The organism is Maritimibacter alkaliphilus HTCC2654 (genome assembly GCF_000152805.1).
Taxonomy (GTDB): domain Bacteria; phylum Pseudomonadota; class Alphaproteobacteria; order Rhodobacterales; family Rhodobacteraceae; genus Maritimibacter; species Maritimibacter alkaliphilus.
The window spans coordinates 27,547-46,386 of sequence record NZ_CH902581.1; the positions used below are offsets into that span (position 1 = coordinate 27,547).

The 18,840-nt window shown below is 60.9% G+C and carries 20 protein-coding genes; 9 read left to right on the forward strand and 11 right to left on the reverse strand.

What is annotated here, in order from left to right:
* The first annotated feature begins 48 nt into the window (after positions 1-48).
* The 3 genes from RB2654_RS21870 to RB2654_RS23545 are packed head-to-tail and all read left to right on the forward strand — an operon-like array spanning position 49 to position 1,361.
* On the forward strand, positions 49-450 hold the full coding sequence (locus tag RB2654_RS21870; protein WP_008336001.1) for an MbcA/ParS/Xre antitoxin family protein: 402 nt from the start codon (positions 49-51) through the stop codon (positions 448-450).
* Entirely contained in the window at positions 447-1,148 is a 702-nt protein-coding gene (locus tag RB2654_RS21875) for an RES family NAD+ phosphorylase (protein WP_008336003.1), read from the forward strand. Before RB2654_RS21870 ends, RB2654_RS21875 begins: the two co-directional genes overlap by 4 nt.
* A 36-nt stretch (positions 1,149-1,184) precedes the next feature.
* Positions 1,185-1,361: a type II toxin-antitoxin system TacA family antitoxin gene (locus RB2654_RS23545; protein WP_018065915.1), complete on the forward strand. Its 177-nt coding sequence runs from the start codon at positions 1,185-1,187 to the stop codon at positions 1,359-1,361.
* Positions 1,362-1,443: 82 nt separating this feature from the next.
* Here RB2654_RS23545 and RB2654_RS21880 read toward each other — a convergent pair whose 3' ends face one another.
* The 3 genes from RB2654_RS21880 to RB2654_RS21890 all read right to left on the reverse strand — a co-directional run bounded on the left by RB2654_RS21880 (position 1,444) and on the right by RB2654_RS21890 (position 3,833).
* Positions 1,444-2,361 (reverse strand): nucleotidyl transferase AbiEii/AbiGii toxin family protein, encoded by a 918-nt coding sequence (locus RB2654_RS21880; protein WP_008336013.1) that lies wholly within the window; start codon positions 2,359-2,361, stop codon positions 1,444-1,446.
* Positions 2,351-3,163, reverse strand: coding sequence for a type IV toxin-antitoxin system AbiEi family antitoxin domain-containing protein (locus tag RB2654_RS21885; protein WP_008336042.1), 813 nt, complete (start codon positions 3,161-3,163; stop codon positions 2,351-2,353). Before RB2654_RS21885 ends, RB2654_RS21880 begins: the two co-directional genes overlap by 11 nt.
* Before the next feature lie 373 nt (positions 3,164-3,536).
* Positions 3,537-3,833, reverse strand: a complete 297-nt coding sequence (locus tag RB2654_RS21890) for a hypothetical protein (protein ID WP_008336044.1) — start codon at positions 3,831-3,833, stop codon at positions 3,537-3,539.
* Between the two features lie 177 nt (positions 3,834-4,010).
* Between RB2654_RS21890 and RB2654_RS21895 the strand changes: the two genes are divergently transcribed.
* The 6 genes from RB2654_RS21895 to RB2654_RS23140 all read left to right on the forward strand — a co-directional run bounded on the left by RB2654_RS21895 (position 4,011) and on the right by RB2654_RS23140 (position 13,141).
* Entirely contained in the window at positions 4,011-8,405 is a 4,395-nt protein-coding gene (locus RB2654_RS21895; protein WP_040885972.1) for a bifunctional class I SAM-dependent methyltransferase/DEAD/DEAH box helicase, read from the forward strand.
* A 3-nt stretch (positions 8,406-8,408) separates the two neighbouring features.
* Complete coding sequence (locus RB2654_RS21900) at positions 8,409-9,440, forward strand: DUF7146 domain-containing protein (protein ID WP_008336055.1); 1,032 nt, start codon at positions 8,409-8,411, stop codon at positions 9,438-9,440.
* Positions 9,441-9,805: 365 nt separating this feature from the next.
* Positions 9,806-10,738: a DUF2493 domain-containing protein gene (locus RB2654_RS21905; protein ID WP_040885987.1), complete on the forward strand. Its 933-nt coding sequence runs from the start codon at positions 9,806-9,808 to the stop codon at positions 10,736-10,738.
* An 84-nt stretch (positions 10,739-10,822) separates the two neighbouring features.
* Positions 10,823-11,095 (forward strand): WGR domain-containing protein, encoded by a 273-nt coding sequence (locus tag RB2654_RS21910; RefSeq protein WP_008336057.1) that lies wholly within the window; start codon positions 10,823-10,825, stop codon positions 11,093-11,095.
* Positions 11,096-11,282: 187 nt separating this feature from the next.
* Positions 11,283-12,458: a nucleoside triphosphate pyrophosphohydrolase family protein gene (locus RB2654_RS21915; RefSeq protein ID WP_008336058.1), complete on the forward strand. Its 1,176-nt coding sequence runs from the start codon at positions 11,283-11,285 to the stop codon at positions 12,456-12,458.
* Positions 12,455-13,141, forward strand: a complete 687-nt coding sequence (locus RB2654_RS23140; protein ID WP_083783499.1) for a uracil-DNA glycosylase — start codon at positions 12,455-12,457, stop codon at positions 13,139-13,141. The genes RB2654_RS21915 and RB2654_RS23140 overlap by 4 nt, the downstream gene beginning before the upstream one ends.
* Here the strand turns inward: RB2654_RS23140 and RB2654_RS21920 are convergent.
* From RB2654_RS21920 to RB2654_RS21955, 8 genes are all read right to left on the reverse strand, one after another.
* A complete protein-coding gene (locus RB2654_RS21920; RefSeq protein ID WP_148912646.1) occupies positions 13,138-13,914 on the reverse strand; it encodes a hypothetical protein in 777 nt (258 codons plus the stop codon). The two genes, RB2654_RS23140 and RB2654_RS21920, sit on opposite strands and share 4 nt — an antisense overlap.
* Positions 13,886-14,569, reverse strand: a complete 684-nt coding sequence (locus RB2654_RS23145; RefSeq protein WP_217516013.1) for a C1 family peptidase — start codon at positions 14,567-14,569, stop codon at positions 13,886-13,888. Before RB2654_RS23145 ends, RB2654_RS21920 begins: the two co-directional genes overlap by 29 nt.
* Positions 14,570-15,583 carry an ImmA/IrrE family metallo-endopeptidase gene (locus tag RB2654_RS21925; RefSeq protein ID WP_187432411.1) on the reverse strand — a complete coding sequence of 338 codons (1,014 nt, stop codon included), beginning with the start codon at positions 15,581-15,583 and terminating at the stop codon, positions 14,570-14,572.
* A gap of 3 nt (positions 15,584-15,586) precedes the next feature.
* Positions 15,587-15,961: a helix-turn-helix domain-containing protein gene (locus RB2654_RS21935; protein WP_007803310.1), complete on the reverse strand. Its 375-nt coding sequence runs from the start codon at positions 15,959-15,961 to the stop codon at positions 15,587-15,589.
* The gene (locus RB2654_RS21940) at positions 15,958-16,284 is read right to left on the reverse strand and encodes a hypothetical protein (RefSeq protein WP_007803312.1); all 327 of its coding nucleotides are present in this window, start codon (positions 16,282-16,284) and stop codon (positions 15,958-15,960) included. The genes RB2654_RS21935 and RB2654_RS21940 overlap by 4 nt, the downstream gene beginning before the upstream one ends.
* A gap of 278 nt (positions 16,285-16,562) precedes the next feature.
* A complete protein-coding gene (locus RB2654_RS21945; protein WP_008336062.1) occupies positions 16,563-17,684 on the reverse strand; it encodes a Fic family protein in 1,122 nt (373 codons plus the stop codon).
* A gap of 120 nt (positions 17,685-17,804) precedes the next feature.
* A complete protein-coding gene (locus RB2654_RS21950) occupies positions 17,805-18,044 on the reverse strand; it encodes a hypothetical protein (RefSeq protein ID WP_008336063.1) in 240 nt (79 codons plus the stop codon).
* Positions 18,045-18,204: 160 nt separating this feature from the next.
* Positions 18,205-18,837, reverse strand: a complete 633-nt coding sequence (locus RB2654_RS21955) for a hypothetical protein (RefSeq protein ID WP_040885974.1) — start codon at positions 18,835-18,837, stop codon at positions 18,205-18,207.
* Positions 18,838-18,840: the final 3 nt, after the last annotated feature.

An 18,840-nucleotide genomic window follows, 5' to 3' on the forward strand; every position in this document is an offset into this window, starting at 1 on the left:
GGTTCATTTGATCTTTACAGTAAGTCCATATGGACTATATTGAGGCCAATGGAGGACGCCATGTACGTTGCTGAGAAAATCCGGGAACCCGCACAGGTCAACGCCGTTGCGTTGAAGGCTTACGCGCGCGTGGTTGATGCCTGGGGCCTCAACTTGAAGGAAGCGGCTGGCCTTGCTGACATGTCAGAGAGCACATGGAAGCGCGCCAAGAAGCCGGATTTCGCGGGGGAACTGACCAAGGATCAGCTTCTGCGGCTCAGTGCGGTGATCGGCATCTACAAGTCGCTCGAACTCTACTTCTCCGAGCCGCTCGCGCGAAGCTGGTTCACCCGACCGAACACCGGCCCGCTGTTCGGGGGCAGCCGTCCGGTTGACACCGCCATCGACGGGGGCTTGCCGCAGATCCTCGCGGTGCGGACCTACCTTGATGCTTTGCGTGGTGGGGCATGAAGCAGACCGAGATTTCTGATCGCGGTCTCGTTCGTCTCCTGCCCGCCACCTACCACAAACCGCCATCGCTGCGTGGTCTCGTCGATTCCGATGACGAGATGGAGATCTTGGCAGAGATCGAGGGCCTGACCAGTGGACGTCTACAGGCCGAACGCGGGCGCAACCCGCACCTGGACCCGCGCGAGCTTGCGTGGCAACGCCGGAGCCGCGATCTGCGCATCTATGGCGACAGTCATGTCAACGCCGCCTTCACCTACACCCGCGCCGGCGGAAACCGCTTCAACACAGAGGAGCGAGGTGCCTGGTACTGCGCATGGGATGTGATGGTTTCCGTCAGTGAAGTGGCCTGGCACCGCACGCGCGAACTCGGCTTTACCGGCAGCTTCCAGGACAGCGCCCGCTATGTGGAATTGCTGGCCGACTTCATCGGCGTCTTCGATGACATGACCGGTGAGGCAGGTCATCCGGCGCTGCATCCGGATCCGGCTGTCGGGTATCCCGAGGGCCAAAGCCTGGCACAGCATCTGCGTCGGGGCGGATCCAAGGGCCTGATTTACCCTTCGGTCCGGGCTCCTGCACCGGGCGGGAATTGCCTGGTCTGCTTCGAGCCCCACGCAATTCAGAACGTTCGTCCGGGCGCGTCTTGGGATCTTGTTTGGGATGGGACACCGCACTACTCGATTGCGGCTGTCAGCTAATCCGCAAAACCGTAATTGCCCCGGAGGCCTATAAGGATGGCAACGCCTGATATTGAAAGCCCTGACCGCACCGATCTCAAGCAGATCGACCATGCGCACTTCTTTGAAGCGATGGACTCGCCGCCTTTGCCGACCGAAGCACTGCGCTCTGCCTTTCGTCGGGCGAAAACGCGGTCATTTCAGCGAAACACAGGGCTTGGAAGCGCCGACTGAGTTCACCCGTCTTCGGCGCCTCCCATCGACGCGATGAGGACGGCCAACGCAAAGCGCCCCTCACGACGGTGATGGCCGTGGCTCAACCCAGGAGCTTCAACAAGGCGTCGCGCTGCGCTGCGTGCTTTTCGGGGTTGTCGCGCTTCAGTTTGTTCAGGTTGAGAAGTTTCCACTTCACGGCCGGTAGGTCAGCGGCCTGCGAACGGTCGATCGCCGCGAAGTTAGGCTCGCCGTCCTGAAGCGTCAGGAGGAACTGCCTCGCCTTGTCATCGAGCCTCGATTGCAGATCGGCGACCAACTTGAGGCGCGTCGCCAGAAGCGTAGCGAGCGGGACGGGTGTTCTGGTCATGCCTTCGAATTCCCGCGCGTAGGGTTGCTCGAGATCGATCAGGTTCGGATCGAGCAGCTCATGCGCCGGTCGCGGCGAACTGGCGACATAGATCAGGAAGGTGTGGAACAGGTCCTGCGTCAGGCTCTCGTTTTCGTAGAGGAGTGTGACGTCGTAGAGATCCCGGGGATGCTGCCTGTCCAGGGCGGCGTGCAGTTTTCCCGCGAACAGGTCCTCGAACGAGACGATCTGCATTTCGGCATAGCCATAGGCATCCTCGACGGCGGCAGAGACGGTCCGGATTTCCGGGTCGTGGACCGCGCCCCGGGTCACGGGCGAGGTTTCGATCTTGATCTCGGCATTCCCGAGGCGCGCCAGGAGCCGGGTGGCTCCGCCACCGCCCCCTTGGATGCGCTGAGATTTCGCGCCGCGGATTCCGGTCTCGATGGAAGCCGCGATGCGATCCATCGCGGCGTTGATCTCGTCCAGGCTCTCGGCGCGTTCCTTGATTGGCAGGTAGGTCAGGTCGATATCGACCGACAACCGCGGCAGGTCGCGGTAGAAGAGGTTGATGGCCGTTCCACCCTTGAGCGCGAAGACGCCTTCGCCCGCGACATGGGGCAGTACGCGCACCAGGAGCGCAACTTGGGCTTCATAGATCTCACGCCCCACTTTCGGCCTCCGGCTTCACGAATTCTTCTGGCACCATGATCCGATAGCGCGGGTGGATCTTGCCGCCCTGGATCAAGGCTCGGTCGCCGCTGCCAAGGTTGAATGCCTGCGGGTCGATCCGTTTGCGCCACGGATGATCGTGGCGGTCAGCAAAGACGAAGAACAGGCGCTTGACCTTGATCTTCTGGCACGCTTGCAGGAGGTCGGAAATCAGCCTTGGGCGCAGGGTTGTCAGGCTCTCGAAGACCATGTCGAGCGTGTGGAAACTCTCATGGTGGGGCAACTCGTCCATGGCTTCCAGGATTGCGCGCTCCGGCGTCGACATCGTCAGACCCCAGTCCCATGGCAGGCCAGAATTCTTGCCCTCGATCACGCCCAGCTTCGGATCGGTGAACAAGGAACGGGGGCGGATACTGAAAGGGGCATCCGTCGGCAGTTTGATCAGCCAGTTCGGGACCTTGTCCCCATAGACCCAGACTGGAGCGTTTTCCCCCAGGCGGAGGTAATGGGCATGTCCTTGTTCACCGAGTGCCGTTGTGCTCCCGACATGCAAATCATGACCCATGATATGTTGCATCGAAAGGATGCAGGTCTTCCAGTCGATGCTGTTGGACGCCTGCATATTCGGGACTGGTCGGCGGAAGACACCGCGTGCGATGCGCTCCAGCCAGCCGCGTTTCACATAGTCACGGAAGCTCTCATAGGCGATGCCTTGCGAGACGAGCCATGCCGCATCGACCAGATACCCGGCGGGTACGGCATCGAGCACTTTCTTCAGATTCTGTGACCTTGCGGTGTCCATGATACCTAAAGTGACAGATTTTCAAAGAGATATCTACAGTTTTCTTTGATGAAAATGCTTTTCCTGCGTTATGGACGCTCCTATCTCACCATTTCCAAAGAACTGAGGGACTAGCCCCAAGGGGAGGGAGATCTGAAGACGCTGGGTTGAGAGACGGCTACGACTTGCGGTGGTTACCGAAGGTCGCAGCGGTGCACATCCCGGCGTGCCGCCGGAACCAGACCTTGGTCCTTCGGACAGGAGCTTGACCGAGGCTGATGTCCCGAAGGGCCAGTCTGCCAACCTACAGGTTGGCAGCTGCGCTCGGTTTGCCAAACTATGATGTGGAAAAAAGCTGGACGATCGCACAGAGCGTCACTAGCCGGTGCGGTGCTCACTTATTCCCGTCGATCCACTTCGACATGAGCCGCTTGTCGCGGAAGCATTCGTCTGGAACGGCGCACCGTTTGATCCGCGCGAGTTTCTCAGCGAAGGCTACCTGCTTGGACGTGGGCAGCCGGTCCATGTCCGATACCGGCTTCAGCTGGGCCTGAGCCTCGATCCAAGCGCTCAAAGATCGCCGGTCTTGCTGAACCTCCCAGGGCAGGAGCGTCCGGTTGCGCAGGGCGAGCGACCGCGCATAGGCAATCTGCTTGGGTGTTACGGGCATGGCGTGCTTGGTGCTTTCCACGGTGGAACCCCCTTTCTGGCTTGGTTCTGAACATAGAACATAACAAGAACAAAATCAAGCCAAGCGTCGGAAACACCTTGGTGCGAGAGGGAGAGAGGGGCCGGGAAAGATCAGGTCCGAGGCTGCCCGAGAGAGGGTGTCCGGGCCTGATCCTGTCCTTCATTCCGGAGTTTCCCGATGACCCATCTTGCCCCTGTTGCGCAGGCGTCCTTGCCTGCGCCCCTTGTTCCGTTGGCAGCAAGTCCTGCCCCTGCGATCGTTGCTGTTGCCGAAGCGCTGCAGCCCGATCTGGCGCAAGGGCTTCAGATCGACGCGCTGCGCCTGCGCCGCGAGATGGAACATGCCTTTGGCGGTTCCGATGCGACCGGTGCTTGGGACTGGAAGCTCGCCTATGAGGCGGGCGAGGTGGCGCTGATCCTCTTTCTGCGAAAGTTCGGTCGGGCGCTGCTTGCGCGTGCCGGCTCGCCTGCGGCGCTCTTGCCGATCCTTGCCAAGGTGGCAGGCCTCTTGCCCACGCACACCCGGCGGTCGGAAGAGATGGAGCGCTTTCAGCAATTCAGCACGCCGCTGCCCATGGGCCTTGCGGCTCTGGCAGCCGCGCAGATCACGCCCCGTGATCTTGTCCTAGAGCCGTCTGCCGGGACCGGGCTTCTGGCGATCCTCGCCGAGATCGCCGGCGGCACTCTGGCTCTGAACGAGTTGGCGGACACCCGCGCCGACCTTCTTCGCTTGCTGTTCCCGGGCCGACCGGTCACGGGGTTTGATGCCGCGCAGATCGATGATCATCTCGATGCCTCCTCAAGCCCGAGCGTCATTCTGATGAACCCGCCCTTCTCGGCCCAAGCCAATGTCGATGGTCGGTCGACCGAGGCGACGGCCCGACATCTGCGCTCGGCCCTCGCACGGCTGGCGCCCGGCGGGCGGCTCGTTGCCATCACGGGTGCCGGTTTCGCGCCGGACGCGCCGGCCTCGGCCGAGACCTTCGACCGTCTGACCGAGACGGCCCATCTCGTCTTCACCGGCGCGGTGTCGGGCGCCGCTTTCGCCAAACACGGCACCAGCTTCGAGACGCGGATTTCTGTCTTTGACAAATGCCGCGGCGGCGAGCCGGGCGGCATCACCGCAGACCTGCGCCAACCCACATCCCCGGACGTGGCACATCTGATGTCCCGGGTCACTGCCGAGGTTCCGCCGCGCCTCAAGTGGGATCCGACTCCTGCTGCGGGGCAGGGCCATTCTTCCCCCCTTCCGGGAAATTCTCACCTCACCATCCGCAAACCCGCCAGCCGATCACACGCGACCTCTGCAGCTCAACCGGCGAAACCAGACACGCCGATCGAGGCCGAGGACCTAAACTACGCACTTCGCGACGCCGCCGAGGACGAAGACGCGACACGGCTGTCCGACGCGATCTACGAGACCTTCCGTCTGCAGGCTATCGACATCCCAGACGCCGCATCGCACCCGACCAAGCTTGTGCAATCGGCGGCCATGGCCTCTGTCGCACCTCCGAAACCCTCCTATCGCCCCAAGCTTCCGGCGACCATCCTGCGCGACGGCATGCTCTCCGACGCGCAACTCGAGACCGTCATCTACGCAGGGGAGGCGCATGGCGCGCATCTCTCTGGGTCTTGGACCGTCGATGAGACCGGAGACGTGGTCTCCGCAGCACCAGACGATGCGGCTGACGCCGTCCGTTTCCGCCGGGGCTTCTTCCTTGGCGATGGGACCGGGGCCGGCAAGGGCCGTCAGTCGGCCGGGATCCTGCTCGACAACTGGGCCCGAGGAAGACGCAAGGCGCTCTGGATCTCGAAGAGTGACAAACTCCTAGAGGATGCACAGCGCGACTGGTCGGCGCTTGGCCAGGAGCGGCTTCTGGTGACGCCGCTGTCGCGTTTCGCACAAGGCCGCGACATCCCGCTGACCGAGGGAATCCTCTTCACCACCTATGCGACGCTGCGCTCGGAAGAACGGGGTGCCAAGAAATCCCGCGTCGACCAGATCGTCGACTGGCTCGGGGCGGATTTCGACGGGGTGATCCTCTTCGACGAAAGCCATGCCATGGCAAATGCTGCCGGAGGCAAAGGCGAACGGGGCGATACCATGGCCTCGCAGCAGGGCAGGGCGGGCCTGCGCCTGCAGCACAAACTTCCGAATGCCCGCGTGGTCTATGTCTCGGCCACGGGCGCAACGACGGTCCACAACCTCGCTTATGCTCAGCGTCTCGGTCTCTGGGGCGGGGAGGATTTCCCGTTCGCAACCCGCGCCGAGTTTGTGGAAGCCATCGAGGCTGGCGGTGTCGCGGCGATGGAGGTTCTGGCCCGCGATCTTCGGGCGCTCGGCCTCTACACGGCGCGCTCGCTGTCCTATGACGGTGTCGAATACGAGATGCTGGAACACGCGCTCAGCCCCGAGCAGCGCGGCATCTACGATGCCTATGCCGGGGCCTTCGCCATCATCCACAACAACCTGACCGCGGCGCTGGAGGCGGCGAACATTTCCGGCGCGGCCGACGGGCCGAGCGGTTCGGGCACGCTGAACCGCCAGGCCAAATCCGCCGCGCGGTCAGCTTTCGAGTCCGCCAAACAGCGGTTCTTCGGTCACCTGCTCACTTCGATGAAGACGCCGACCCTCATTGCCAGCATCGAGGCCGATCTAGATGCGGGTCATGCGGCGGTCATCCAGATTGTCTCGACCGGTGAGGCGCTGATGGAACGCCGCCTGTCGGAGATCCCGACTGACGAATGGAACGATATCCGCTGTGACATCACGCCCAGGGAATATGTTCTGGACTACCTCGCCCATTCCTTCCCTGTGCAGCTCTACGAGCCTTTCACCGACAGCGAGGGCAACCTCTCGTCGCGCCCCGTCACGCGCGACGGCCAACCGGTGGAGTGCCGCGAAGCCGTCCGGCGTCGTGACGCGCTGATCGAGAAACTGGCTTCGCTTCCGCCCGTGCCGGGTGCACTCGACCAGATCGTCCAGCGCTTCGGCACCGATCTCGTGGCCGAAGTGACAGGGCGCGCGCGGCGCATCGTGTGGAAGGGCGAAGGGCATTCGGCACGGCTCGTGGTGGAGAACCGGGCTGGAGCCGCGAACCTCGCGGAAACCCAAGCCTTCATGGATGACGAAAAGCGGATCCTGATCTTCTCGGATGCCGGCGGCACCGGGCGCAGCTATCACGCCGATCTCGGGGCCAAGAACCAGCGCTTGCGGGTCCACTACCTCTTAGAACCCGGCTGGAAGGCAGACGCGGCGATTCAGGGCCTCGGACGCACCAACCGAACCAACCAGGCGCAGCCGCCGCTGTTCCGGCCGGTGGCCACCGATGTCAAAGCGGAGAAGCGGTTCCTGTCGACCATTGCGCGACGTCTCGACACGCTTGGCGCGATCACGCGCGGTCAGCGGCAGACCGGCGGGCAAGGGCTGTTCCGCCCGGAGGATAACCTCGAGTCGCCCTACGCCCGCGACGCCCTGCGCCAGCTTTACCGCCGCATCTTTCGCGGCGATCTGGCCGGATGTTCGCTCGGGGCTTTCGAGGATGCGACCGGGCTCAGCCTGACCGATGATAACGGGCTCAAGGATGACCTGCCGCCGATCACGACCTTCCTCAATCGCCTGCTGGCGCTGACGATCGACATGCAGGCCGTGCTGTTCGCGGGTTTCGAAGAACTCCTCGACCAGCGGATCGAGGGCGCCATCGCCGCCGGGATCTACGACCTCGGGCTCGAGACACTCCGTGCTGAGAGCTTCCGGGTGACCGACGCACGCGTCATCTACACCCATCCCGGCTCCGGCGCAGAAACCCAGCTGCTGACCATCGCGGAAAAGCGCCGCAACACGCCTACCTCGCTGGCCGATGCGCTCGACTGGCTGGATGACCCGCAGGCGCGGCTTCTGGTCAACAGCCGCTCGGGCCGGGCTGCCGTGCAGGTTCCCGCCACCAGTCACATGCTGGACGATGGGACCATCGAGCCGCGCCTGCGCCTGATCCGCCCGCTTGATGCCAGCACTGTCCCGGCAAAGATCATGGAGGACACCCACTGGCTCGAGGCCGACCGTGCAGCCTTCTCCGCCGCCTGGACCGGGGAACTTGCCGAGGTGCCGGAGTTCTCCGAAGCCACGCTGCACATCGTCGCAGGTCTGCTGCTGCCGATCTGGAAGCAGCTCCCCCAGGATGAAACCCGCGTCTACCGCCTGCAGACCGATGACGGGCAGCGCATCATCGGCCGCCGCGTCTCGCCTGCCTGGGTCGCGACCACGCTGGCCGCCGATGCGCCCAAGCTCTCGGCCGCGCAGGTCCATGCACTGGTTCTCGAAGGCAAGACCGTGGTGCGGCTCGCCGAGGGTATGGAATTGCACCGATCCCGTGTCATGGGCGTGAACCGGATCGAACTCTCGGGCTTCTCGGAGGCAGCCAAGGATCGGCTCAAGGCCGATGGCTTCTTCTCGGAGATCATCAGTTGGAAGCTTCGGCTGTTCTGCCCGACCGACGCCGATGGCGTCGCGATACTGGATCGTCTGCTTGCACGTTGTCCTGTCGCGAGGCTACATGATCGCGGAGGTTGTTGACCCATGTATTCCGAGACCGAAGACCTCGTGCGCGATCTGGCAGAAAATGCCGAAGGCGTCTGTCGTGCCTACTTGTCCAAGGGGAGGCGGGAAGGATCCTACTGGATCGTCGGCGATCTGCAGAACCACCCCGGCCGGTCGCTCTTCGTGCGGTTGACGGGCCCTGCGTCGGGACCAGGGGCAGCGGGCAAGTTTACGGATGGGGCCACAGGCGAGCATGGCGATCTCCTGGACATCATCCGCGCCCGGACGGGGATCACGCGCTTCCCCGACCTTCTCGCCGAGGCCCGAGCGCATCTTGGCCGTCCGCAGCCGGTCGTCCCGGATAGGCAAGAGCCGAGGAAGGCCAAGTCACCCGGTGGCACTCCTGCGGCGGCGGCGCGCTTGTTTGCTGCCTCGAACCCGATCACAGGCACGCTTGCTGAGACCTACCTCCGTTCCCGAGGCATCACCCAATTCGGGGCGAAGGGCGCCTTACGCTTCCACCCGAAGTGCTGGCATCGGGAAGAGGGGCAGACCCGGAGCATCCCCAGACCGGCGATGATCGCGGCGGTTACCGATGGGGCAGGGGCCGTCCAGGGCGTGCATCGCACCTGGCTGGCGCGTGACGGACAGGGGAAGGCGGCAGTGAATCCAAAGCGTCGGGCTATGGGTCACCTCCTCGGCAATGCCGTCAGGCTGACCTCGCAGGATGACATCCTCGTCGTCGGCGAAGGCATCGAGACCATGCTGTCCCTGTCCGAGGCGGCCCCCGGCCTTCCCGTCTGGGCGGCGCTCTCTTCGGGTCACCTCGGGGCCGTTCGCCTGCCGGAAGGGTTGCAGCGCCTTTACGTTGCGATCGATCGCGATCCTGCCGGGCAGCGCGCGGCAGAGAAGTTGAGCGCCAGAGCCTCCGAGCTCGGGGTACCCGTGCGGGTGCTGGGACCGCGGCTCGGGGATTTCAACGATGATCTTCGGGCGAACGGCAAGGACGCGCTGCGCCAGCATCTGGCAGGTCAGATCGGGCCAGAGGATCGGCATCGCCTATTGGGCTGAGCTGCATCCCGCAGGGGGAAGTCTGGGAGTGCGGGGCAGGGGGCAGCATCCCAGTCGTGGCTCTGGATCATCGTCCTCACCCCATCCCGGGCCTTGCGCATACACCCGTCACCCGAGCGGCCTTCAAGAGATGGGCAGGCCGTCAAAGCGGTTGCCCCTGCAAGGTCGGCAGGGAACCTATTTCCGCCGGCGGCAGAGCCGCCTTTGCATCGCGAGACAAATAGCTTCCCTGCCGACCCTCCTCCACGCTGTTCCGGCCCCGGTGAAGCCGGGGTGAAGGGGCAACCGCCCCGACGGCTCGGGTCTGCCCATGAAGGCCGCGCGGGATGACGCGCGGACACGGCAAAACCCGGAGGCAAGAACCGATGACGATCCACACCCACGACGACGCGTATGAACCCGCCCACACCGCATCCCAGACCGCCCATGCGCTCGACGAGCTGCAGCTCTATGGCTACCGCCCCTTCGACGAGCCCGATCCGCGCCCGATGCCGGATGGGCAGCGCCTCGCGGTCGCCGTCGCCGACATCTTCGACGCCCTCGTCGCGACCCTGGAAGACACCCGCATGGAACCCGACCTCGAAGAGGTGCTCTGGGGCCAGGTCAACCTGTTCCACCGCGCCACGGCCCGGATCGAACGGTCGCTCGATGAGAACGAACAGGCGCAGCGCCGCCTCCAGCGCGAGCAGGACGGCTCCGAGGTGAAATCCGTCGAACTCGAGCGCCTGACGGCTGAAGGCCTGACCCTCGTCGAACGGCGCAACTGCATGGACATGATGCGCGATCACGCCGCGACCGAGTTCGTCCATCATACGGGATCGGCCTGGCGCCCCCGCACCGGCTCGATGGTGAACCGCCAGCACATGACCGCAGCCCTGATCGACAGCCGCGATTTCCTGGCCGCCAAGCGCCGCGCCGAGACCGAGGTAATGCTTCCCGCAGGCCCCAAGGTCGCCCTCACCGGCGGGACCGATTTCAACGATCACCGCCTGATCTGGGGCAAGCTCGACCAGGTCCGGACCAAATATCCCGACATGGTTCTTCTGCATGGGGGCAGCCCCAAAGGCGCCGAACTCATCGCCGCCAAATGGGCCGAGGCCCGGGGCGTGACGCAGGTTGCCTTCAAGCCTGACTGGACCAAGCACGCCAAGGCCGCGCCCTTCAAGCGCAACGACGCGATGCTCGATGTGCTCCCGGTCGGGGTTCTCGTCTTCCCCGGAACCGGTATCCAGGAAAACCTCGCCGACAAGGCCAAGAAGCTCTGCATCCCGGTCATGAAGTTCGAGAAGGGGGCGTGAGCCCCCGACTTCAATCCGGGACAGAACATTGTGGAAACGTCAAACAGCGCTTGATATTGTGGTCTGGAGAGAGGCGCCAACAACATGTTCGACATATCGCAGCAAATGGAAGTGTTCCCGACAACGGTCGATCTCAAGCGGGTCGACCCGTCTCTCAACATGCGGCGCTTCTATCGAATGAGCGTTCAGCCGGACCTGTTTGGCGGCGCAGGCCTTGTGCGGGAATGGGGCCGTATCGGGTTTCGAGGGCAGATGCTAATCGAACAACATGAGGACGAGGGCAGGGCGGTCAACGCTTTGATGAAGCTGTCGGCGACGAAGAAGCGGCGTGGGTACCAGTCGTCATCCAAGATGTGATCCGCCCACCAGAAGACCCCTTTCTGATTGCTCCAGCCCTTGCCGTTCGATGTGCCTAGCTTCGGTTCTTGGAAAGTCCGGTGAGCGTAAAGTCACTTTTTCTTGCCGGACTGACCGCAATCGATTCAAATGACAGATACAAGATATAGGTAGCCTCGCATTCAGCTATCACACATTTGGAGGACGGATGTCAGACGATTTCATTCCATTGTCAGTGCAGGGATTCTCAGCGGATGCGCTTGCGACGGACCTTCGGCGGGACGCAGATTCCCTCAACTTCCCTTTGCTTGGCCTCTTTGGAGAGGTCGGGAGCCTTCTCTCTGAAGTGAAGAAGAAGCAGAGAGACCCGATCTCCTATCGCGCCTACGCGGCTGCGGTTACAGAGGAACTCGGCGACGTACTTTGGTACTTCAACCTAGTTGCTGCGAGGGCGGAAATCTCGTTCGCAGATATTGTCACCAACCTTGCCAGCGATAGCGAGAACTGGCTATCCGCAACGGGAGAGCCGCTCACCTTTGAGGCTTTGCAGCCGTCTGTACTGACCGCTGGACAGTCACCGTCGCCGGCTTTTGAAGCAACCCTCATCGAGTTGGCGGCTGCAACCGGGCTTCTTATGGCCGATCAATCGAACAACGAGCTCCAAAGGGATCGCCGACGTCTCGGACCCCGACTTGTCGCGATTCTCGAGATACTCATTCGCGCGGCCAATGAAGCGGGCGTCACACTGGAAGCTGCGGCCATCAAGAATCGAGCAAAGACGACAGACCGATGGCCCATCCAGAAGGCATACCCGCCCTTCTTCGATGCGGACTTGCCCCCGGAAGAACAGCTGCCCAGAAACCTCAAGATCAACATCTTTGAACGGGAGGTTGGTGGCAAGCGCTACGTCTTCCAGACCTGCAACGGCCTCAACATCGGGGATCGACTGACGGACAACGCCATGACACCGGATGACTACAGGTTCCATGATGTCTTCCATTATGCCTACGTCGCTATCCTTGGCTGGTCGCCGGTCACTCGTTCCCTTTTTCGGTTGAAACGCAAGAGTCGGCCAAAGATCGACGAGGCCCAAGACGGAGCCCGCGCCGCATTGATCGAGGAGGGGATCGCGACTTGGATTTTCGGACAGGCCATGGAGATGGATTTCTTTCAAGACCTGAAGGCCGGGGAGTTGCCGTTCGACCTATTGAAGCAGGTCAGACAGTTCGTTCGCGGCTACGAAGCCGAGAACTGTCCGACCTGGCTGTGGGAAGAGGCCATCCTGCAAGGATACGCAGCATTTCGCTATCTGCGCGAACATCGCCGTGGAACTGTTATCCTAGATGCCGTAGAGCGGCGGCTAAACATCGAGCCGTTGACATGAACACTCCAGAATCCTTTGTCGAAGAACTTGCCGCTGTAGATTTGGTGAACACCTTTAATCCATACAGCGACATCTGCCCCATTCACGATACCCTCGATGCTGCACGTGCTCGACGCGAGAACCTGAAGCGGTGTCTTGAGGCCGCAATGAATGCCCGTGCTGATACTATCTGGATAGCAAGGGACCTCGGGTACCGGGGGGGACGGCGCACCGGAGTACCCTTGACCGACGAAGCACATCTCACGGAAGCTGAACATCTGTTTGGTGGAATAACCCTTGCTCGGGCCACGACAGGACCGGCACTTGCCGAACGTACGGCGACAGTCACTTGGCAGCTTCTCTCGTCAATTGGCAGGCCAGTAATGCTGTGGAATGTGTTTCCGCTTCACCCACACGCGCCAGATGATCCCATGACCAACCGCTCACATCGAAAAACGGAGCGTTCGGCAACCTGGCCATTTCTGTTGGCACTCCTGGAGATGCTCCAACCTAAACGCTTGGTGGCAATCGGGCGTGATGCGGGAGAAGCTCTAGCAGATTTGGACCTTCCTGTCTCTCAAGTCCGCCATCCGAGCTATGGTGGGCAAAGCGAGTTCATTGCTGGAATCGAGGCAATATACAATCTCACAAGTTCGGCCCGGCGACCGGAAACGGCAACTCTGCCTTTCGTTGAGTTTGCCTAGGTATTAGTTGGAGACAGACCATCAATCTCGTCGAGGAGTGCTCGAAGCTCGCCGCGTGTTGTAGTCCCCCCGCAGGTTGATCGAGGCAGGTCGATTGTCGCATGTGACGACAGCACGGTCAGGGATCCAATATTGAGTCCGGCTTCAGTGGCCACAAACGACATCAACTGGCCGAGACCAATCAAGTTTCCGAGTAGCTTTTCGACATAGTAGTGGTTCCGGTAGATCGCTGTAAGTGTGAGCGTCTCCGGATTCCCTGCCAACAGTTTGAAGCTGAGAAAACTGAGGCACTGTCCGCCGTAAGGGGAACGATCAACGTCGCGAGCAGGATCGAAAAGAGCAAGCTCAAATTTGTTCCTTGCCCTGACCGCCGGGTCCCTCATACGCGTGACGACGTCCCAAAGCGGATTGCCGGCCGGGGCGCCGGGCCAATCGACCATCCGCTCGAAATAGTATCCTGACCATCTTTCGTTGCGTCGTACCGTAGGCAGAACTCGGTCGCGAAACCGGTCGAAGAATTCCGGGGCACCATATCTATGATAGAGTGCCTCAGGAAAGATCGTGTTGGCGATGGTCCGGACGGATTTGTCGTGCCGGAGCAAGAATTCATTGACGGCATTGACGCTCGCGTCGCTCAACTTTGCCCCGGCGGTCGGGTCATCGACTGACATCAGGACGTTGTGCGCCTCGTGTCCGGGTTCGCTATCAACGCAACGAACCGCTTCGCGCCAAGTTCTTACACAATCAGGCTGTGGCGGAATGGCCAGATACATCACATTCGTCCGTCAATATTGCCAAGGCATACATGTGCTTAGCCAGAAAATCCTCAGTTAGCCAAGCATACCCGCTCAAACCCCAGGTCGGTCCCCAGCTATTTCGCACCAGAATGACACGTTTCGTCGCCGCTTTCCCATAGCCGACCGCGATAACAGCATGTCGCGGCGTTGGAAAAACCTCGTCACCGGTGATTTGGTCGATGACTCCATCCGATGGCGGATTAAAGAAACTTCTCGTCAGGACTGAAAGAACAATAGCAGGGACGTTGGAATCCAACGCATCGCAAACTCGATCGACTTCGTGGCTGGTCTTCTGACTTTCGCGCCCAAATAAACTTCCGACGGATGATGGGGGGTGATAGTGCCTCAGGTCGGTGGGCAAACGCGGAATGTACGGCCATCCACTTTCCGATGGCTGGCCGGTATCGCGAAGCGCGGCCAGCATGTCGTCGAGAAATGCTCCCTTATATGGAGAGCGCCCGGTACGATTTTGTGCGTGGTAGAAGGCGAACTCACATGACAGAGGATCCCAGCCGCTGCGCAATGCAGCATGGGCGTCGCTGGCAGCAAACGCCAAGCACGTTGGTCGCGCACCTTGATCCCTGACGGGGCCAAATTTCGCCCGTAAATCTACGTCTATCGTCACAGTCACTCAAGCGGCCTCCAGTAGTCTTCGCCGCTCAGCACGTGAAAGGCCTTCACCTTCGGGGCCTGTCAGGTCGAGGTCCAACTCGAGCCTGGAGTAACTCTGATTGTGATCCCAGGGCCGTGTTTCATCCAACACAAGGCGACCTCGGTACTCTTCCGGAGGCCTTGCCGTGACGCGCCGTATTCCAGGATCACCGACGCTGTCTGTTTCGAGCGCTTCGATTTCATTACTGACGATGGCGAATCCGCTCTCCTGCAATTGATGGATGTTCCAGAGGTATCCTCCATTGCTGTGCTCGGTGAGCTTGAGGACGAATAGATCGTTACGACTGCCATCAATCAGCGCTCCAGCGTCGCGTTCGGTAAGTAGCCATACATCGCCCCGGTAGTTTGTCGGTCGATGATCAGCGAGAAGAGCTTCTTTCAACGCCTTTGGCTTTGTCTGCAAAAGCTCGCGGGCCTGCTTCGCAGCAATCATCCTGTAGCGAACCAGGGTCCAGCACAACGCCTCGTAGCTCACCCCAAGTCGCAGACTGAACTGGTAAATCACGTTTGCGCGTCGAAAGTCTGGCACAGTCCAATTCTGCCGCCTCATATGTAGGGCGAGCAGCCATTTGGGCATGAGAAACGCGACTGCGAAAGCGTCGGCTTCGACTTCTTGGTAGTCGTGGCCCGGATCGAAATTGGCTGGCATTCGACGGAGGATACTTGCTTCATCGTCGAGGCTGGGCTGATGGTTCAGAAGACAATGGCCCAGTTCATGTGCGGCCGTAAATCGCTGGATACTCATGGGGCGCTGAGTGGTGACGAGAATCCCTTGCGATGGGGCATTAAGATATGCTCCGAGCAAGCCGTCGAGCGGCCGGAGGAGCAAAGGCACGTCAAGTTCATTGATGAGAGCAAAAACGTTGACTGAACCGCCTGACGTTTCGAGCCGCTCTCGCACGCCTAGTTGCCGGTGTGCTCGAGCCGCCGCAGCTGCTCCGCCGCGAACTGCCTGCGAATAATTGGAAACCACTGGCTACTCCTGGGTTGCGGCCGAGCGGGCGCGCAAGTACTCGGCAAAACGCCCCAGTTCATCCCGGTCTTGCCGAGACAAGTCTGCGGCTTGTCGTGCAAGGTGCGCTACATCTACCGGCAAACTCCCAGCTGCATCGTCTTCTCCGATGAAATAAGCGACCGGTTGTCGATACAGCTTCGCGAGCCGGTTCAACTCCAGAGCCTCGACACGGCGGTTTCCGGCCTCGATCTCAGACAACGCGGTTCGCTGGATCTTGAGGTACTGGGCCACCTCGTCTTGCTTTAGACCCAAATACCGACGTGCTTCCCGCAGCCGCTCGCCCATCTCCTGCCGAGCTTCTTGGTCATCGTCGTTGGTCCGCTTGGCGACGCTCATGCTGACACTCCATTCTTCTTCTTCCACTGCTGTTCCAGCCGCGGGATTAAGTGATCCAATGCGTCTTGCACCGAGTTGTATCCGCCGGTGCGTACCGTCGCATCCGCCGGCGTAAAGCCAAGCACTGGTTCGACCGCGCACAGGAGCTCCACAACTACAAGAGAATCCATCGGTACAGGTGCGACTGCCGCCACCCCAGATGATGCGGGCAGTACAATTCCGTGCATGCTGGCTTCAGCCTCCGCCGCGAGCATGAGCTCGTCACGAAGCACAAGTTCCAGATCTTGCTTCGGAAACAGTTTCGTCTTGGTGGTCGTTTGCATCGTCCATGTCCGAATAGCTGTCGTGAGATCAATATAATGTCGGAAAATCCAACATGCAAGGTCGTTCACCAGTCGCATTCGGGCAGGCTGGAGACGCTCCGAGCTTTTCCGGGATGCGACCAGAGGGGGTATCAGTGCTGCGGAAACAAAGATTTGCCGGACAAGCACCGGTTGTGACGAAGTGTGTCGGGCGCGTTCCCAAGCCCACCAACGTGAGCTCACGTCCTGGGTAATGTTACATAAAACGGATTATTAGAATTTAAGTAAGATCATGATTTTTAAATACTTTCATCCTTCCGATTCAGGTTCAACCAGTACCTCGTATGGCGTCGCTCACCAGTCCGGCTGAGCGCACTTTTCTCGACTAGATCCTGCAGATCGCGGGTCGCGGTTGCGCGGGAAGTTCCGGTGATCTTGAGATAGTTGTCGGCGCTGAGGCCGCCTTTGAAACCGCCAGGGCCTTCCCGAAACATTCGAGCGATGGCCTTGGCCTGGCGTTCGTTCAAGTGGTCTCTGTGACGATCGTAGAAGTGTGCCTTGCTGATGAAGAAGCCGACACGGTCGAGTGTGACCTGTTGGGCCTTCAAGACAACTTCTGCGAACCAGACGAGCCAATCGGTCACGTCGAGCGTTTTTTGATGCTGCTCGAGTTGATCGTAATATGCCTTGCGCTCCTTCTCGATGGTGAAGGCGAGCGAGATGAGGGTCGGCTGGCCAATGTTCTGCGCCAGCGACTTTTCAGCGAGGGCGCGACCCAAGCGGCCGTTGCCGTCTTCGAATGGGTGGATACTCTCGAAATAGAGGTGGCTTAGCCCTGCGCGCGTCAGTGCTGGAAGCGGGCCTGCTCCCCCCGGACCGGTCTTGTTGAACCAATCCGCGTATCGCTCCATCTCAGGCATGACCCGCTCCGAGGGCGGCGCTTCGAAATGGATCGTGGGCCGGTCAAGGCGGCCGGAAACGATTTGCATCGCCTCGGCGTGTTGTCGGTAGGCCCCAATGGTTTCCAACCGACGGTCATGGGACAGGAGCATCCGATGCCAGCGGTACAATGTCTCATGGGTTAGCAGCTCTGCAAAACTGGAGTAGACGTCGACCATCATTTCCGCGACGCCCTGTTCGCGCGGTTTGGCAGGGTAGCTGTCCGGATCGAGGCCCAGATGGCGGCGCAGCGAAGATTGCACACTGAGCCGATCGAGGATTTCACCCTCGATGGCGCTCGTCTGCATCGCTTCCTCGCTGAGCAGTTCGATGCGGAGTTGCTCGCGTTCCGGCTGGCTGACATGATGGACCGCGCCGAGGATTTCCCCGGACGACAGCAGGAACGTCTGCTCAAACGGCTCCAGAGCGGAGGCGTCATACCGGAAATCCGGCCAATCAGGCAGCGTCCAGTTCCAAGCCATGAGTTATAGACATCCTTTCTATAACTCACATCTAGACCACTTCTGAGGCATAGAAGTCAACTCTATCGCTCAAAGGACCTGCGCGATGGGGTGACCCACAAACCGACGCGAGGCCTTGAGCTATGCCTTTTCAAGGTGCGTCAGACCTTGCTGACGCGGTCTGGGGGCCTTCGGATCGGCGGGGTTTTGTTCCGGCGCTTGAAAGAATGGTTCATAGCGAACGTCCGCTATGGCGCCGTCGAACCAGGCAGGCTGCACGTCACCATTGTTCCATTGGTAAAGGTAGCCAACCAGATTCTCAGATGTCTTGCAGAGGATGCGCATGATCGGTTCGCCAGTCAGGCGGGGCTTCATATTCATAATGCGTTCCTCCTAAATGGACCTCGCAACTCGTCACTACTGAGGTCTGAAATTCCTGTTAGCTGGTGTTAGGACTAGGTTTCTGCAACTGCAAGATGAACCGTTCCGGGTGGGCGATAATCCACCGGCGAAATGCAAGTTATCTTTTCAGATAGGTATCTTACGGTTCATGCGGCGATGCAGCACGAACAGCAATTTCTTCCAAGATTTTGTCGATCTCGCCCCATATGCGTGGTTCCACCTGGCCGCGGATCAGGGCCCATTTACTCAAGACGTCGAGGGGGTCGTGGTCCCGAAGGAGGACACTCAGGCTGGCCGCATCGACTGCCAGAGATGTACGGGCCTGCCACTGCGTGTTTCGAGTGCGCCGCTCCTCCGCGACTGGCGCGAAGACCGGCGACAGTTGCCAGCCTTTGACTGCACGGCGCAGGGCGGCACGCACCACATGTGCTGGCTCAACACCACAAGTTTCTAGCGCAGCTTCCTGTCGTTCGAGTGCGTTGACCCTGATGTCGATCTTCCGGGTCGGGCTCAATGCGCGCGCCGATACGGGAGCTCTCAGGCTGGTATGCGGGTCCGAGCTTTCCGCGGTGACTTGGTGCGGCGCCACGGTACCTCCCGGCACAAGCTCTGACTCGTGCCGATCAGCGTCAACGTCAGTGGCTGGGGTGCCTGTCTTTGTTGCTGTGACCTGTGCCTCATCTTCCTTCCCGGGAATCTCGCGGTCACCCTGTTGCAGGGTGGCGGCGTAGGCTGGGTCGGGCCTGGTGATGGTCGGGATCTTCTTGCGCAATCG

Excerpts from the sequence above, each read along its gene's own strand:
- RB2654_RS23140 (WP_083783499.1), top strand. The coding sequence starts at position 12,455 with ATGAACACTCCAGAATCCTTTGTCGAAGAACTTGCCGCTGTAGATTTG.
- RB2654_RS21900 (WP_008336055.1), top strand. The coding sequence starts at position 8,409 with ATGTATTCCGAGACCGAAGACCTCGTGCGCGATCTGGCAGAAAATGCC.
- RB2654_RS21940 (WP_007803312.1), bottom strand. The coding sequence starts at position 16,284 with ATGCAAACGACCACCAAGACGAAACTGTTTCCGAAGCAAGATCTGGAA.
- RB2654_RS21920 (WP_148912646.1), bottom strand. The coding sequence starts at position 13,914 with ATGTATCTGGCCATTCCGCCACAGCCTGATTGTGTAAGAACTTGGCGC.
- RB2654_RS21915 (WP_008336058.1), top strand. The coding sequence starts at position 11,283 with ATGTCAGACGATTTCATTCCATTGTCAGTGCAGGGATTCTCAGCGGAT.
- RB2654_RS21945 (WP_008336062.1), bottom strand. The coding sequence starts at position 17,684 with ATGGCTTGGAACTGGACGCTGCCTGATTGGCCGGATTTCCGGTATGAC.
- RB2654_RS21885 (WP_008336042.1), bottom strand. The coding sequence starts at position 3,163 with ATGGACACCGCAAGGTCACAGAATCTGAAGAAAGTGCTCGATGCCGTA.
- RB2654_RS21910 (WP_008336057.1), top strand. The coding sequence starts at position 10,823 with ATGTTCGACATATCGCAGCAAATGGAAGTGTTCCCGACAACGGTCGAT.
- RB2654_RS21875 (WP_008336003.1), top strand. The coding sequence starts at position 447 with ATGAAGCAGACCGAGATTTCTGATCGCGGTCTCGTTCGTCTCCTGCCC.
- RB2654_RS21935 (WP_007803310.1), bottom strand. The coding sequence starts at position 15,961 with ATGAGCGTCGCCAAGCGGACCAACGACGATGACCAAGAAGCTCGGCAG.
- RB2654_RS21905 (WP_040885987.1), top strand. The coding sequence starts at position 9,806 with ATGACGATCCACACCCACGACGACGCGTATGAACCCGCCCACACCGCA.
- RB2654_RS23545 (WP_018065915.1), top strand. The coding sequence starts at position 1,185 with ATGGCAACGCCTGATATTGAAAGCCCTGACCGCACCGATCTCAAGCAG.
- RB2654_RS21895 (WP_040885972.1), top strand. The coding sequence starts at position 4,011 with ATGACCCATCTTGCCCCTGTTGCGCAGGCGTCCTTGCCTGCGCCCCTT.
- RB2654_RS21950 (WP_008336063.1), bottom strand. The coding sequence starts at position 18,044 with ATGAATATGAAGCCCCGCCTGACTGGCGAACCGATCATGCGCATCCTC.
- RB2654_RS21870 (WP_008336001.1), top strand. The coding sequence starts at position 49 with ATGGAGGACGCCATGTACGTTGCTGAGAAAATCCGGGAACCCGCACAG.